Source organism: Bacillus sp. JJ722, from assembly GCF_036963345.1.
In the GTDB taxonomy this organism is placed as follows: domain Bacteria; phylum Bacillota; class Bacilli; order Bacillales; family DSM-1321; genus Bacillus_AD.
On record NZ_JBALMO010000225.1, the window covers coordinates 1,557 to 16,832 of the forward strand.

Genomic DNA, 15,276 nt, shown 5'->3' on the forward strand with positions numbered 1-15,276 from the left:
TTTTCGGACAGCCCCCCTTATATTTTCAACTAAGCATTTTTCCTAAATGCTTCACTGTTGGAGTTAAATTAACGAAGAAATAAGATTCTCTCAACCTTCTTGATGGTGGACTACACTGCAAGTAACCAGAGCTCCCTTGATGAAGCATGCAAGCATGTGTGGCTTTCGATGTTAAATGAACAGCTTGTAATCTAATATTTAATACTTCTTTCCAATTTGACTGCAAATCTGCCATTCTAATAATATATTCTAGTTTGGATTTTAAATCATCCAGCTCTTCCGATAATTCTTTGGATTGAATCGCTAAATACTTGTTACATCCCGCCTGTCTACCACTCACTTTATCAATTGATTGAATGGAAGCTTCTGTTACCCCAAAGCCAAGTGGAATTTGATAAAGTACAAAAGCCGAACGAATTTTTTCAACGAAAGAATCCGCGTGTTCAGAAATAATCCACTCGTCTGGAATGAACACATCATCGAATTGACAAGCATACGTAGCACTTCCATTTAACCCTAAATAGCCAAGCTTTTCTTTAAACAATAACCTTTCTACATTTCCTTCGACATAAGCCATAATTCTTTGATTGCTATCAACAGAAGCAATCACGGCCAACCAATGATTCTTGCCTAAGTTTGAAACAGCCGGTAATGTACCCGAAATAATATAGCCTCCATCCACTCGACGTGCTTGCAAATGTATCTTTTCAAGTCCAGCATAAAACTTCATTGGATTTGATAATCCTGTTGCCCCAAGTAGGTCTCCACTTTCTAGTAGTGGCAGTAGATTGTTTCTTAAATACATATTATCCGTTGAACGAATATAGATTAATGAAGCAAGATGACACCAAATATTAAAAGCCGTCGTCATACATTCTTTCGCCGTTTTCTCCACTATCTGTACTTCCCGAAGCAGAACCTCACTGTAATCTATATCTTTCGAGTGAAAATAACCTAACTTTCCTAATTGCAAAAGAAATTCCCGCGGATAATATGCTTCTTCATCAATTTTTTTGACATATGGCTTCAGTTGACTTTTCAATAAATCTTCCAATCCTATTAGTTTTACCATCTTACTTACGCCCCCATTCTAGAAAGTGAAAACCTCCGAGAATGGAGGCTTGTTATGACCGAATTAATTCTTCGGTAAAATTTCAGTAATTGTATCAATTGGCGCTTTAACAGCTTCACGTGCTTTCTTCACTGTAGACTCATTTGGTGCATCATAAAAGCATAAACATTTTGTCATATCTTCACACACATAAGTTCTTGAGAAAGCCACTTCTGGTACTTCTGCATAGTGTACAGAATTTGTTTTCTTTCTATCTAAATACGCATCCATCGTTAAATTTTCAGGTAAGTTCCATTCTACTAAATAATTTACAACATCCGCTTTTTTCTTCACGTCTTCTAATTCTTGACCGACAAGACGAACTGATTTGATTAAGCTAATTGGTACTTCTAAGCTGCGGAAGCTTTCATTAATGGTATTACGTTCCTTGCTTTCCACAATGAAGAACGCTCGTGAGAAATCTTTTGACACTTGAATTTCAATTAACGCTGCTTCTTTTTGTGTTAAATCCGCTTGGATTGCATTTGCTTTCTTTTCAAAAGCTTCTTGATCCTTCACATTACTGTTCAATACTGATTCAACTAAATATAATCCCATTGTAATTCCTCCTAATTTTCCTTCTGTATAATGAAAACCTTTTAATTCCGATAAGAATAGTATAATATTCTAACTATTCACAATATATTACACTGAGTTCAAAAAATCAACCTACTAAATAAAAAAAATGTTATGATTATTACCAGATAATACTTGGAGGTTATTGATTTATGAAAGACAGATATAATTTACCATGCAATATTGCACAAACGATGAATATCATTGGTGATCGTTGGACCTTACTAATCGTGCATGAAATATCCATAGGCAATTGTACGTTTAACGAAATCAAGAAAACCTTAACGGGCATTTCTTCAAACCTGCTATCGGATCGATTAAAATTCCTAGAGGAAGCCGAGTTAATCACATCTAGTCTGTACTCCAGTCACCCTCCTCGATATAAATATACGCTTACGGAAAGCGGTGAAAGTTTACAAGACGTCTTTAACGCCATGGTTATCTGGGGCAAAAACAATTTAAAAAAACACTACAAAAAACTCGTACATACATCATGTCAGCATGAAGTGGAAGTTGCTTATCGTTGCCCACAATGCAATCAAAATGTTGATGATCTTGAAGTTGTTAGACTAGAAGAAGAATAGTTATTTACAGACAGAGAAAGACATCCCACTCTGTCTTTCTTCTTATGCTCCCGCTCTCCCCCACTGCTTTTCAACCCATTTTTCAAAAAGCCCTACCGCTTTATCTAACAACAAACCGGATACACCAATAAAGATAATACCCGCTAACACAATATCTAGATTCATCGAATTTCTCGCATCAACAATTAAATAACCAAGACCTGATTGAGCTCCGACCATTTCTCCAGCAACAAGAAAAATCCACGCTGATCCTAGCGCAATATGCAGACCATTAGCAATAAACGGAAAAGCTGCTGGAAAGATGATTTTCCTCATTAATTCCGATTGTTTCAATTCAAAATTCTGCGCTACTTTCAAATACGTTTTATCCACCTTTCGAACAGCTGAGACAGTTGATAATAAAACAGGAAAGAAAGCCGCAATAAAAATAATTACAATAGCTGGAATGTCACCGATACCGAACCATAGAACAATAAATGGAGACCAAGCGATAGGTGATACTGGTCTTAGTACTTGTACAATAGGATCTATAACACCCCATACACGTTTCATACGACCTAAAACCAACCCTAAAAAAATCGCAACAACAACAGCTAGTATATATCCCACAGCAAAACGGAATAGACTCACTTGAAGATGTATAAAAATCGTACCATCTTTAATTAGCGTTACAATCGACTCCCCTACTTTTAAAGGTGAGGGAAATAAAGCTTCGTTATGTCCACCAATCACAATAAGTAATTGCCAAAATACAATTAGAAGTACAAAACCTATTACTATATTTGTTATTTTACTCAAACTGTTCATTTCATCACTTCGCTTTATCAATTAAAGTTACGTCCACAAACTCGTTATAAGTTGGTGGATTTTCAAATAAATTCATCTCTGTAATATTTGTAGTTAATTCCTTGTACGCCTCTTCATTAATTCTTAAATCAGCAAATGAAATCCACTGCAATGATAAATCCATCACATCTTTGTCGATTTTCATATAATTAGAGGAAACTTTGTGGATATACTCATCTTTCTTCTCTGCTAACTCCCCAGCTTTTACATACTCATTCACAAATTCTTGAGCTACTTTCTCTTCTTGCTCAATAAGATCGCCTCGAAGTACAAGTGCACAATCTAAAGAACCTTTCCATAATTCATCTGATTGATATAATACTTTTCCCTTACCAATAGCAACTGAAATCGCGCCAAACGGTTCCGCTACAACATAACCTGAAATGCGCCCTTCTGATAGAGCCGCTGGCATTTCCGCTGGAGGAAGCTCTATCACATTAACATCTTCATACTTCAGCCCAGCTTGCTTCAACATTTGATAAAGCAAAATATTATGTGTCGAAAACTTATGTGGAATCGCAAAGTTTTTGCCTTTTAAATCAGCTACATTTTTAATATCATTTGCAGAAACAAGCACATTTCCATCGCTATGTCCTAATGCTACAGCTTTCAAGTCAATCCCTTGTGCTTTTGCTTTCATCGCTAAAGTAATTAATACAGAAGCCCCATCAATTCTTCCTGTGTTTAACGCATCCATTAGCTCTGGCCAAGAACCAAATTTCACTAATTCTAGTTCAAAATTTTCAAATTCTTCTTTCTGCTCTTTTTCCACAAAAAGTGGCACTGCATGTGTAATGGGTAAATAGCCAATTTTAAGTGTTCTTTTCCCATTTGATGAAGTCTTCGATGAACCTTCACTGGCACTGCAAGCAGATAATATAAACATAAACAAGAGCAAACAAGTGAAACCAATATTTTTCTTCATCCCATCATCTCCTAAATGGCCCCTTTTGATTTTTAAATGTTGTATTCGATTGATGTTTTCGTTCTACTAAACTCAAATTCTTCGAAAATCATTTTTCTAAAATGTTGAAAGTCCCCATGACTTCGATCGCGAGGACGAGGCGTTTGTACAGTGATTTCCTTCTTCACTCGCCCCGGTTTTGCACTCATGATAAAGATACGGTTCGATAAATAAATAGCTTCATCAATATCATGCGTAACAAGAATAATCGTCGTCTTTTCCTTACTTTGAATTGTTAACAGTTCATTTTGTAAGTAATAACGGTTAAATGTATCTAAAGCAGCAAACGGTTCATCCATTAATATTAACTCTGGTTGAATAGCGAGTGCTCGTGCAATGGCTACTCGTTGCTGCATACCTCCTGACAATTCATGAGGAAATAAACTCACTTTGTCCAGTAGCCCGACCAACTCCAAATAATGAAGTGCTCTTTCTCTTCGCTCTTTACTATTCGTTGTTCCATCCTCTAACCCTAGCTCGACATTCTTCAACACTGATCGCCACGGTAACAAGCCATAGTTTTGAAATAACATAATTGCTCTTCTACTTGGCGCTTTTACCACTTCGCCATCCAATAAAACTGTTCCACTGTCCACCGGCTCGAAACCACCAATAACATTTAATAATGTGCTCTTTCCACAACCACTTTCTCCAAGGATCGAAACAATCTCTCCTTTTTGTATTTGTAGAGAAACATTATTCAATACATTTTCCAACTGGTCTTGATTAACAAAACTTTTGCTAACATCTTCTATTTTGATAAAATCTTCCCTTTCCAATTCACCCCATCCTCTCTACGAGAAATGTACAGCTATATCTTTTAATTCCTATAAAAATAGTAAGATTAAAGTTGTAAGTTATTTTATTACACTTTGTTAATTTTTTCAACTTAATATTTAAACTTTTCAGAACATTAGTTAAACAATTATAATGTGATTTAAGACAAGGATTTATACAGATATTCTTATGTTTGAAAAATGGATGGTGAATAATCAATGGACTTATTTCAATTTGATCAAAGTGTTAGTAAGAAAATCGATAGCTATAATTCTCTTGCTATATCTTATTCGAAAATTATTAAAACGACTGAATCTGCCTCAATAGGCTGTATGTACATCGAACCAAATGGAGTGATTGGATATCACGAAGCTCCTGTTCCACAGATCTTTCTCGTTGTAGATGGAGAGGGATGGGTAGCTGGAGAAGATCGGAAGAAAATAGCTATATCTAAAGGGCAAGGTGTATGGTGGAATAAAGATGAAGGACATACATCTGGTTCGGAATATGGTATGACAGCTATCATTATTCAATCTCCAAATATCGACTTTCAAAAAATGATGAAATGATACTAAGCAAGTAGGTGTTCAATTGAAAAAAACAGAACAAATTCAAGGCGTATTAGATTATATTGATCAGCATATTAAAGAAGAAATAACAGCATCTCAGCTTGCTGAACTAGCTCATTATTCAACTTACCATTTCTATAAAGTATTTCAGCAAATTGTCGGGTATTCAGTCATGGGCTACGTCTTGAAAAGAAAGCTTCAATATGCCTTATACGAAATTGGACAAGGTGAAAAAATCATCACAGTAGCATTAGAATACGGTTTTGAAACACATGCAGGTTTTACAAAAGCGTTCAAAAGATGCTTTGGTAGCCCTCCCCATCTTTATCGTATGCATTGTCCTTTATCTCGACCTCAAAGGCTTGACTTACAAAGCTTACAAAACAAGAAAACTGGTGGCATTGTTATGCAGCCTAAAATTGTGGTAAGAGAAGCTTTTTCTGTAGCTGGTATGCTGTTTGACAATCCTATACACGATGTAACTTATACAAGGGATTTACCTGCATTCTGGTCACAAAGAGGATTAACTGATGGCTCAGTGGAAACGAGACTTTACGCTACCTTGCATCCAGTAAAACATGGTGAATATTGTATTAATATCAAAAGCTCTGAGGACCGCTTTTTTTATTTGTTCGCAGTAGATTTAGAGGAACATGTTCACGTACCTAGTGACATGACAAAATTGACTATTCCAAAGGCTACTTATGCTGTATTTACAACTCCGCTTGTTCCAGTACAATCATTTGTAGATTCCATTCAAGGTACTTGGAGATATATCATCGAGGAATGGCTCCCACATTCACCTTATGAAATTAATGAAGACACATTCGACTTTGAATATTACGATGAATATTGTCACGATTGGGATTATGATCAAATCTATATGGAGATTCATCTCCCAATTAACCAAAAAGAAGCTGACAATTAATTCAGCTTCTTTTTGGTATTATATTTCTCCATGTAACATCATCATTCACTTTTCTTCATCACAATCTTATACAACCAAAGAACAGGTGCCAATAGAAATGCGCTCAATATAAAAGCTGCACTGATTGAAAATCCTGTAGCAACATATCCAATGAAAGGTCCACCACCAATTTGACCAATTGCATCAGCCTGACCTTTTACAGAAAAAAACGTAGCTCTTGTAGACGAATCAGGAACCATTTTATTCAACCAAATGTCTTGTAAAGGATAAATCAAATGTCGCATCACTTCAATCAGTATATAAAAGAATAGTAATCCAATTATATATTTTGTTGTAGCAAAACCAATTAAAGAAACTACAATAATAGCTGTACAAACAAATAGCATTCTATAAATCTTGTTTAATTGCTGATAAATTGTCGTACGATTCAACAAAGACAGTGCTAATAAAGAACATACCGCAACGACAAATTGAATCGCCCCTACCACATATACCGTTGCTTCTTCTTTAACAAAAGCAAAGAACGGATGCTCAAGTAAATGTGCCAGCCATAAACGATCAAGCCCTTCACTATAAATACCTGAAAACAACGCAATAAATAATAACAGCATAATCACGATACTTCTTCTAGAAAATACAACGATCATTTTCACATTTTCTTTCATCAAGTACCAATTTGTTTCCGTGCCAGATTCTCGCTTTTGAAAATTCGTTTCCTTCATGACAAACATTAGAAAAAGAGCTAAAACAAGAAAACATAAACCTCCGATAATAATTGGTAAGCGCAATGTAAATACAGCAATCATCATGCTAATCGGAATAGCTAGAAGCTGACCTACCTTCTCCACTCTAGCACCTTTTACAAAAGCAACAGACGCTTTCTCTTCCCCTACTTCATCTGCTATCCATGCTTGGACTGCACCGCTTGTAAACGTATAACCAATACCCCAAAGCACCTGCGTTACAAGAACCGCTATAAAAAAAGGAAACAACCCTTCTATTAAAAACCCCGTTCCTATTAATATATATCCAATGATGATAGACAGCTTTCTACTCTTCACATCAGCTACTAAACCTGTCGGAATTTCAAACAAAAATACCGTTAATTCTAAAACCGTCCCAACAAGAACTAACTGTAATGGATTTAATCCAACCACTTTCAACTGATATAACATATTAAATGTAAAGATTAGCGTAAACAAAAACTGCGATGTAAAAGTAAGTATAATGTACATCTTAAATGAATCTATTCTTCTGAATTTACTCATTGTGAAAATCCCCCTCTACTTCAATTGTAAGAGGAATTCATTACATGCGCTTTTCCATTTTTGTTATCTAATCTATCAAGAGGTTGTCCAATAAGACCTATTTGGCTACCTTAGTTAATTGGTTGATGGCAAAGTAACTCTTTAGATTTTTAAGAATTCATCTAGACCGAAAGCTCTAAATATAGGTATTCATCATCAAGTTTGTATATTTTATTAAACAACTTCGAAGGGCTAACAACGCATAAAAGGGCGTTCGAAAAGTGATTGAAATCATTTTTCGGACAGCCCCAACATGTTACTTTACAATATTCTTATATCCAAAATAAGTAGCTAAGAAGTAACCACCATATACCAGGATGAGGAACCCACTTGTAATAAGTGATGGAATGAATACACTTGATTCACCAAACAGCATAACCGCTTCATTAACTACCTTAATACCAAAGAATGAATGAACGAGCGCTAACATTAATGGCATTAAGAAGTAAATACCAATTTGTTTAAAGATAGCTCCACTAATAATCTTTTTAGGCACGCCAATTTTCTTCAACATTGTATAGCGAGTAACATTATCACTTGCCTCTGATAGTTGTTGTAATGCTAATACCGCAGCACTTGCAATTAAGAAAATTGCCCCTAAATATATGCCAATGAATACGAAAATAGTAGAGTTTCCTACAGCAATGTCATAAGCAAAGGTTTTCGTAATAGCAAAGATTGGATAACCTCTTTTCTCTGCCTCTTCTCCAAAGCTTAGCCCACCAAACTGATCCATAATTTCTTCATCTTTAGCACTCACATTTTGCTTGTAGTTTGTGTTCCAGACAGATTGATACATATTCATGCCTTTCACTGCTTCATCAGGTAATACAACAGCGATTGCATCGATAGGTGAGTAATTATTCGTATAAGAGAATTTATCTGCTTTACTATTTATAATTTTGTATTCTTTACCTTGAATATTAATGGATTCTTGATTATCAACTAAATTATCGACAGTTTTACGGAAGTTCTCCATATTATAGAATACCCATGCGGAATCCTTCGGTATATTTACTGGTTTCTTCCCTTGCATTTCAGCTAATTTTTTATAATCAGACTGCTTAATTGCTACTAATGGCATTGGTTTAGCATGTTTAATAAGCTTCTCAGCTGACTTATCTTGATGCTTCTTCAATAATGTCACTTGATCTTCTTTCGTATTATATAAGTTAAAGCTAAATGTTTCTTCGTATTTTGATGAATCAAATTTGAATTCCTTAAACACTTCATTAATATCTTTAGCCGGCTTATCTTCATCTGCTGTAAAAGTAAATACAGATGCATCATAAGGAGTTGAAGCCTTAAGTCCCGCTTCCATTGAGTTCTTAATACTAAATCCTGTAGATAAGACACCGATTGTAAAAAACAGCATGATACAAATCACTGACATTGATAAAAATGTCGTATTTACTTTACTGTTTATTTGACGTAATACGAACATATTGATATTGCTATAATAGATTTTTTTGTTACGTTTTAAAATATTCAGTGCAAAACCTGATAACGACATAAAGAACAAGAAAGTTCCGACTACACCAAGTATAATACTGATTACAAGAGAGTTGTCTTTTGCAAATAGACCGTTTTCAAGAACCGTGCGGTAAGCAAAAACAAGCATTCCAATAGAAACAATGAATAATAATATAGATACCCAAGTCTTTCGCACTTTTAAGCTTTCGTTTTTACGTGAAGCTGTTAGTAAGTCGATTAGCTTATATCTTGTAATCGTAAATGTATTAAACAACATTACTAATAAATAGATCACTCCGAAGTATAGTGCTGTTTTTCCAATAGCTTCTGTCGAAATGACGAATTGATAGTTTGTTACATCTACTTCGAACATTTTCGCTGTTAAAACGGATAAGAATTGTGAAGCGAGAATTCCAGCACCAAGCCCTACCGCTAATGATAAAATCCCAACTAATAATGTTTCACTAACTAGAATACGAGAGATTTTATATTTACTCATTCCGAGTGTCATATAAAGTCCAAGTTCTTTCTTCCTTCGTTTTATTAAAAAGTTATTCGCATAAATAATTAGAAAACCAAGAATAACCGAAACAAATACGGATACGTATGATAGCAAAAGTACTAAGCTATCAACTGTTGCTGATTTACCTTCAGTCACATCTAGCATAGCTTTCTGTGCTGATATGGAATTGAAGCTATAGAATATACAAACGGCAAATGTCAAAGTTAGAAAGTAAATAAGGAAGTCACTAATACTTCTTTTTACATTGCGAAAGGCTAGTTTAAAGTACATTGTTCGAGTCACCACCTAACATGGTTACCACTTCAATAATTTGATTGAAGAATTCTTTTCGAGTCCTATTCCCCCGGAATAGCTCTTTAAAGATTTCACCATCTTTAATGAATAAAATGCGGTGTGCATAGCTCGCTGTAAAAGCATCGTGTGTAACCATTAAAATTGTTGTTTGCAGTTCTTTATTGAGCTTCTCAAATGAATCTAATAATAGGGTAGAAGACTTCGAATCTAATGCTCCTGTAGGCTCATCCGCTAAAACAAGAGATGGATTCGTTACAATTGCACGAACTGAAGCCACCCTCTGCTTCTGCCCGCCTGACATTTGATAAGGAAATTTATTTAACACTTCTGTAATCTCTAATTTGGCAGCCATTTCCTTTACAAGGGCATCAATTTCATTCGTTTTTCTACCTTGGATTGTTAATGCAATTGCAATATTTTCAAATGCCGTTAATGTATCTAGTAAATTAAAATCTTGAAAGATAAATCCTAATTCGTCACGACGAAACTTCTCAAGCTTCCCTGCTTTCAGCTTTGTCACGTCCTGCCCTTTTATTAAAATCTGACCTGAAGAAACACGATCAATCGTAGAAATGCAATTCAATAATGTTGTTTTTCCACTTCCAGAAGGACCCATGATACCAACGAATTCGCCTTCCTCTACCGTAAAACTAATGCCGTTAATAGCTTTCGAAACATTGCCTTTATTACCGAACTGTTTCTCTATATGATCAACTGTCAATACCGTACTCATACTGATCAATCTCCTTTATATTTGATACTCAAATTGTAAATCTATTTGTAAAAATCAAATATCGATTGAGATTTCAAAAACCTTACAATATTGTAAGAAAGATTGAAGACACTGTAAGGTTAAGATAGCAATAGAAGAAGGTTGCTCATAGTCTGATTTGACTTATAAGCAACCTTTTCTAGCTAATACTTGGCTCCAGTTCATACGAAACTAATGAATACTTTTGATTTTCTCACAACAATATCAAGATTAGCAATATAGCTAAAACAATTTGAAACAAGCCGATCCCACCTGCATAGGCCGAAATTTTCCAGCCATTTTGCGTTAAATCTCTAATATTAACGCTCATTCCAATACCGGCAAGGGCAATTATTTCTAAATAATTGCCGAACTCTTTAATTGGGTGTGTGACAGACTGTGGGAATAGAAAGATACTATTGATAGCACAAACTATTAAAAATCCAGCTACATACCATGGAACTATCGATTTCACACTGAATTTATCTTTCAATGGTTGTTGCTCTAGTTTTACATGTTTCATCCGTTGCAGTATAAATACAACAGCTGCTAGGAAGATAATTCTACTAATCTTAAAAACAGCTGCTTGATCTTTAACAGCCTCACCAACAATGCTTCCACTGGCAACGACTTGCCCAACCGATTGCAATGTTCCACCAATTAAAGCGGATGATGGCAATACATCATTATGAAAGAGAATGCTCGTAATAGCAGGTAGAACAATCATCATAACTGTCCCCAATAAATTAACAATAGTAATTGACACTGCAGTATCAGAAACTTTAGCTGAAAGAGCTGGTGCTGTAGCTGCAATAGCAGATGATCCACACACAGCATTCCCACTTGCCATCAATAAACGAAAATCCTCCTCAAACTTTAACTTCTTCCCTAACCATATAACAAAAGCAATTGTACCTACCATTTGAATGAGAATGTAAGTAAGTCCTGAGAAACCTATTTCAAATATAGCATGGAAGGTTAACGATGCTCCTAATAAAATTATTGAATAATACAATAGATTACTTTCTGAAAACTTAATACCCGGTCTCAACTTGGCTTGCGAACCAATCGATAGATTTCCAAATAAGATACCGATTAAAATGGCAAATAATCCGCTACCTAAGCTAGGAAAAAAATGACCCATTACTTTCGCAAACAAACCAATTGCCGTACAAAGAATTAATCCTGGTAGTATACTCTTCATTTTCTTCATATCTTGACCTCATCAATGTTTTATTCCTTTAACTACTTATTAGTTGCCCTCCACCAATCAAAGTTCAACTTTCTATCATTAAAATTACTAAATCTTTTTCTATAAGGGAAATAAATAATATTAATAAGCATTATAAGTAATTACTTATAATGAACAATGAGTTAGATTTAATTAAAAAAAAGACAAGAACCGATAAGCTCTTGTCTTTTCCTCATTATTTTACAATATTTTTATATCCAGTATATGTCGCTAAGAAATAGCCACCATACACAACAACAATAATAAATCCTGTAACAAGAGAAGGAAACAGCACACTTGATTCCCCAAAGAGAACAATGGCATTATTCACGACTTGAATTCCAAAGATGGAGTGCACAATTGCTAAGGATAGCGGCATCATAAAGTAGATGAATACTTGTCTAAAGATCGCCTTATTAATTCCCTTTTTCGTAACACCAATCTTCTTCAACATCGTATAACGTTCCATATTATCACTTGCTTCGGATAGTTGTTGAAGTGCAAGAATTGCGGCACTTGAAATTAAGAATACAATTCCAAGATAGATTCCGATAAAGACCATTGTTGTAGATTGACCATTACTCATATCATACACAAGTGTTTTCGTTAAAATGTTCAAGTGGAAATCGTAATCATTATCTTCGCCTGGAGTCATGAAAGATTTAGCCAGTTTATAAAATTCATCATCAAATTTTTCCTGATTACCTTTATAGTTAATATTAAGAATGGATGTACTTGGATTCCACTCTTTCACCGCTTCATCCGGTACAACAACAAACAATACTTCACTAGCAAAAAAGTCTGTTTTAAGCGATAACGTTTCTACTTCTTGCTGTGTAATTTTAAATTCTTTACCATCTAACATAATCTTTTTCTGATCCTCAATAAAACGATTCAATGTATCTTCTACAGCAGATACATTTGATACTAAAATCGCTTCATCCTTACCACTAGTTAAAGGTTCTTTATCTTGCATTTTAACTAAATGCTCATAGTCAGACCTCTTAATTGCTTGAATGGAAGTTTCATAAGTGCCAGAAAACATAGGCTCTGACTTTTTATCTGTATATGGTTTAAACATAGCATCCATATCTGTATTGGTATTGTATTGATTAAAGCTAAATACTTCTCCATATTGGCTTGCATCTAACTTCATTTGTTTTAATGCATCCGGAACTGTTAAAGAATCCTCAGGATCTACATATTTATACAGGGACACATCATATGGCGTCACTTTCTCTAAATCTTTTTGTAAGGAATTTTTCAAGCTTAAGCCAGTAGATAACACACCAATTGTAAAGAATAACATGATACAGATAATTGTCATTGAAACGAATGTTGTATTCACTTTACTGTTAATTTGACGTAATACAAACATGTTTACATCTTTAAAATAGATGTTTTTGTTACGTTGAAGCATATTTAACATAAAGCCTGATAGAGACATAAAGAATAGAAATGTGCCAAGTGACCCCATGCCGACACAGAACCATGTTAGACTCATGCTTTCAAATAAACCGTACTTCAGCATTAAGCCATACGATGTTCCTAGAATGATGAGTGAAACGATAAAAAGTAAAACAGATGTTGATGTTTTACGGATTTTTAAACTTTCATTCTTTCTCGCAGCTGTTAGCAAATCAATTAATTTATATTTAGAAATGATCACACTGTTAAAAATCATAACAAACAAAAAGATAATTCCAAAATAAAGAACTGTTTTAATGATTGCTTCACTTGAAAATACAAACTGGAACTTTGTTAAATCAATTGCAAACATTTTAGCCGTTAATACAGATAAACCTTGAGATAAAACAACACCTACACCTAAACCTGCCACTAACGAAATCACACCTACGAAGAATGTCTCAACCACAAGTATTCGTGAGATCGTATACTTGCTCATACCTAATGACATGTATAATCCAAGTTCTTTTTTGCGTCTTTTAATCAAGAAATTATTCGCAAATATAATTAAGAAGCCCAACACAACAGATACGAAGACTGAAATCATAGAGATCAGTTGTGTTAACATCTGTAAATTTTCTGATACACTACCTGATATACCCTGCATTGCCTTTTGGTCAGACAGTGAATTAAAACTATAAAAAATACAAACGGCAAAAGTAAGCGTTAAAAAATAGATAAAATAATCTTTAAAGCTTCTTTTGACATTTCGTACTGATAATTTAAAGAACATTATTAGTATCCCCTCCAAGAAGTGTTACAACTTCAATAATGCGATTGAAAAATTCTTTTCTTGAATCATTTCCACGAATTAACTCATTGAAAATCTTGCCGTCTTTAATGAAAAGAATGCGTTTCGCATAACTAGCAGTGAAAGCATCATGCGTTACCATTAGAATCGTTGCTTGTAAGTCATTATTTAACTTTTCAAATGAATCTAATAGTAATCGTGCTGATTTCGAATCAAGTGCCCCCGTTGGCTCATCCGCTAATACTAACGTTGGATTCGTTACAATTGCACGAGCTGAAGCTACCCTCTGCTTTTGTCCACCTGACATTTGATAAGGAAATTTATTTAATACAGACGTGATTTCTAACTTAGCAGCCACTTCTTCTACTAACTTCGTAATTTCCGATGGCTTGCGTCCTTGGATCGTTAATGCAATTGCAATATTTTCAAAAGCTGTTAACGTATCTAACAGGTTAAAGTCTTGGAAGATGAAGCCTAGCTCATCACGACGAAACTTCTCTAGCTTACCAGCTTTTAACTTTGTGATATCTTGTCCATTAATTTGAATGTTACCTGTCGTAACGGTATCAATCGTTGAAATACAGTTCAGTAAAGTTGTTTTACCACTCCCTGAAGGACCCATAATCCCAACGAACTCGCCTTTCTCTACTTCAAAACTTATATGATCAATCGCTTTCGCTACATTACCTTTATTACCAAAATACTTTTCAATACTATCTACTTTAAGAACATTAGTCATACATATCATTCTCCTTTTCTTGTTGATATTAGTGTAACTCTTATCAAGGAAAATACATATTGCTCTACATTTCGATAACCTTACATTTTTGTAAGAGTACAGCGAAATGCCGGCACCGGTGAATTGTTTTAAAAACAATTCAGCCATGCGGCAGGCATAAGACGAGCCGTTCTTGGAAACCCGCTCTTGGTTTCCAAAGCGGATTGGCTTATGACCAAGCATGGCAGGTGTAAGGCTAGACAAGAAAAGCGGAAGCGGTCATTTAGCGATGTATGGGATGGAGCCCTCTGACTGAGATAAAGGAAACACGAAGAATGAAGCGATTCGATGTGTCTAGCTTCATCGGCCAGCTCCTCGAGTCATAAGTCATCTCTCTTCCGGAAAT

General features: G+C 34.9%; 14 protein-coding genes. 3 read left to right on the forward strand and 11 right to left on the reverse strand.

Going from position 1 to position 15,276, the window contains the following annotated elements; genetic code table 11:
- Window positions 1-25 precede the first annotated feature (25 nt).
- Both V7014_RS21960 and V7014_RS21965 read right to left on the reverse strand, forming a co-directional pair.
- Complete coding sequence (locus V7014_RS21960; RefSeq protein ID WP_335510338.1) at window positions 26-1,072, reverse strand: acyl-CoA dehydrogenase family protein; 1,047 nt, start codon at window positions 1,070-1,072, stop codon at window positions 26-28.
- A gap of 63 nt (window positions 1,073-1,135) precedes the next feature.
- Window positions 1,136-1,669, reverse strand: a complete 534-nt coding sequence (locus tag V7014_RS21965) for a DUF4242 domain-containing protein (protein WP_335510340.1) — start codon at window positions 1,667-1,669, stop codon at window positions 1,136-1,138.
- 170 nt (window positions 1,670-1,839) lie between these two features.
- Between V7014_RS21965 and V7014_RS21970 the strand changes: the two genes are divergently transcribed.
- Window positions 1,840-2,271: a winged helix-turn-helix transcriptional regulator gene (locus V7014_RS21970; RefSeq protein WP_335510342.1), complete on the forward strand. Its 432-nt coding sequence runs from the start codon at window positions 1,840-1,842 to the stop codon at window positions 2,269-2,271.
- A gap of 42 nt (window positions 2,272-2,313) precedes the next feature.
- Here V7014_RS21970 and V7014_RS21975 read toward each other — a convergent pair whose 3' ends face one another.
- The 3 genes from V7014_RS21975 to V7014_RS21985 are packed head-to-tail and all read right to left on the reverse strand — an operon-like array spanning window position 2,314 to window position 4,860.
- Window positions 2,314-3,078, reverse strand: coding sequence for an ABC transporter permease (locus V7014_RS21975; protein ID WP_335510375.1), 765 nt, complete (start codon window positions 3,076-3,078; stop codon window positions 2,314-2,316).
- 4 nt (window positions 3,079-3,082) lie between these two features.
- Window positions 3,083-4,042: an ABC transporter substrate-binding protein gene (locus V7014_RS21980; protein WP_335510344.1), complete on the reverse strand. Its 960-nt coding sequence runs from the start codon at window positions 4,040-4,042 to the stop codon at window positions 3,083-3,085.
- A gap of 32 nt (window positions 4,043-4,074) precedes the next feature.
- The gene (locus tag V7014_RS21985; RefSeq protein ID WP_335510345.1) at window positions 4,075-4,860 is read right to left on the reverse strand and encodes an ABC transporter ATP-binding protein; all 786 of its coding nucleotides are present in this window, start codon (window positions 4,858-4,860) and stop codon (window positions 4,075-4,077) included.
- Window positions 4,861-5,076: 216 nt separating this feature from the next.
- On the opposite strand from V7014_RS21985, the gene V7014_RS21990 reads away from it, so the two are divergent.
- Window positions 5,077-5,427: a cupin domain-containing protein gene (locus V7014_RS21990; protein WP_335510347.1), complete on the forward strand. Its 351-nt coding sequence runs from the start codon at window positions 5,077-5,079 to the stop codon at window positions 5,425-5,427.
- Window positions 5,428-5,449: 22 nt separating this feature from the next.
- The gene (locus V7014_RS21995; protein WP_335510348.1) at window positions 5,450-6,355 is read left to right on the forward strand and encodes an AraC family transcriptional regulator; all 906 of its coding nucleotides are present in this window, start codon (window positions 5,450-5,452) and stop codon (window positions 6,353-6,355) included.
- A 41-nt stretch (window positions 6,356-6,396) separates the two neighbouring features.
- Here the strand turns inward: V7014_RS21995 and V7014_RS22000 are convergent, their stop codons facing one another.
- The 6 genes from V7014_RS22000 to V7014_RS22025 form a co-directional block, all read right to left on the reverse strand.
- Complete coding sequence (locus V7014_RS22000; protein ID WP_335510349.1) at window positions 6,397-7,623, reverse strand: MFS transporter; 1,227 nt, start codon at window positions 7,621-7,623, stop codon at window positions 6,397-6,399.
- Between the two features lie 295 nt (window positions 7,624-7,918).
- Window positions 7,919-9,928, reverse strand: a complete 2,010-nt coding sequence (locus V7014_RS22005; protein ID WP_335510351.1) for an ABC transporter permease — start codon at window positions 9,926-9,928, stop codon at window positions 7,919-7,921.
- The gene (locus tag V7014_RS22010) at window positions 9,918-10,685 is read right to left on the reverse strand and encodes an ABC transporter ATP-binding protein (RefSeq protein ID WP_335510353.1); all 768 of its coding nucleotides are present in this window, start codon (window positions 10,683-10,685) and stop codon (window positions 9,918-9,920) included. Before V7014_RS22010 ends, V7014_RS22005 begins: the two co-directional genes overlap by 11 nt.
- Before the next feature lie 232 nt (window positions 10,686-10,917).
- Window positions 10,918-11,916 carry a YeiH family protein gene (locus V7014_RS22015; protein WP_335510356.1) on the reverse strand — a complete coding sequence of 333 codons (999 nt, stop codon included), beginning with the start codon at window positions 11,914-11,916 and terminating at the stop codon, window positions 10,918-10,920.
- A 214-nt stretch (window positions 11,917-12,130) separates the two neighbouring features.
- Entirely contained in the window at window positions 12,131-14,134 is a 2,004-nt protein-coding gene (locus V7014_RS22020; protein ID WP_335510358.1) for an ABC transporter permease, read from the reverse strand.
- Window positions 14,124-14,891, reverse strand: coding sequence for an ABC transporter ATP-binding protein (locus V7014_RS22025; RefSeq protein WP_335510360.1), 768 nt, complete (start codon window positions 14,889-14,891; stop codon window positions 14,124-14,126). The genes V7014_RS22020 and V7014_RS22025 overlap by 11 nt, the downstream gene beginning before the upstream one ends.
- Between the last annotated feature and the right edge of the window lie 385 nt (window positions 14,892-15,276).

Bases quoted from the DNA above. Each gene is read 5' to 3' on its own strand.
- V7014_RS21980 (WP_335510344.1), bottom strand. From the start codon at position 4,042: ATGAAGAAAAATATTGGTTTCACTTGTTTGCTCTTGTTTATGTTTATA.
- V7014_RS22005 (WP_335510351.1), bottom strand. From the start codon at position 9,928: ATGTACTTTAAACTAGCCTTTCGCAATGTAAAAAGAAGTATTAGTGAC.
- V7014_RS21970 (WP_335510342.1), top strand. From the start codon at position 1,840: ATGAAAGACAGATATAATTTACCATGCAATATTGCACAAACGATGAAT.
- V7014_RS22020 (WP_335510358.1), bottom strand. From the start codon at position 14,134: ATGTTCTTTAAATTATCAGTACGAAATGTCAAAAGAAGCTTTAAAGAT.
- V7014_RS21960 (WP_335510338.1), bottom strand. From the start codon at position 1,072: ATGGTAAAACTAATAGGATTGGAAGATTTATTGAAAAGTCAACTGAAG.
- V7014_RS22010 (WP_335510353.1), bottom strand. From the start codon at position 10,685: ATGAGTACGGTATTGACAGTTGATCATATAGAGAAACAGTTCGGTAAT.
- V7014_RS22000 (WP_335510349.1), bottom strand. From the start codon at position 7,623: ATGAGTAAATTCAGAAGAATAGATTCATTTAAGATGTACATTATACTT.
- V7014_RS21975 (WP_335510375.1), bottom strand. From the start codon at position 3,078: ATGAACAGTTTGAGTAAAATAACAAATATAGTAATAGGTTTTGTACTT.
- V7014_RS21965 (WP_335510340.1), bottom strand. From the start codon at position 1,669: ATGGGATTATATTTAGTTGAATCAGTATTGAACAGTAATGTGAAGGAT.
- V7014_RS21990 (WP_335510347.1), top strand. From the start codon at position 5,077: ATGGACTTATTTCAATTTGATCAAAGTGTTAGTAAGAAAATCGATAGC.
- V7014_RS22015 (WP_335510356.1), bottom strand. From the start codon at position 11,916: ATGAAGAAAATGAAGAGTATACTACCAGGATTAATTCTTTGTACGGCA.
- V7014_RS22025 (WP_335510360.1), bottom strand. From the start codon at position 14,891: ATGACTAATGTTCTTAAAGTAGATAGTATTGAAAAGTATTTTGGTAAT.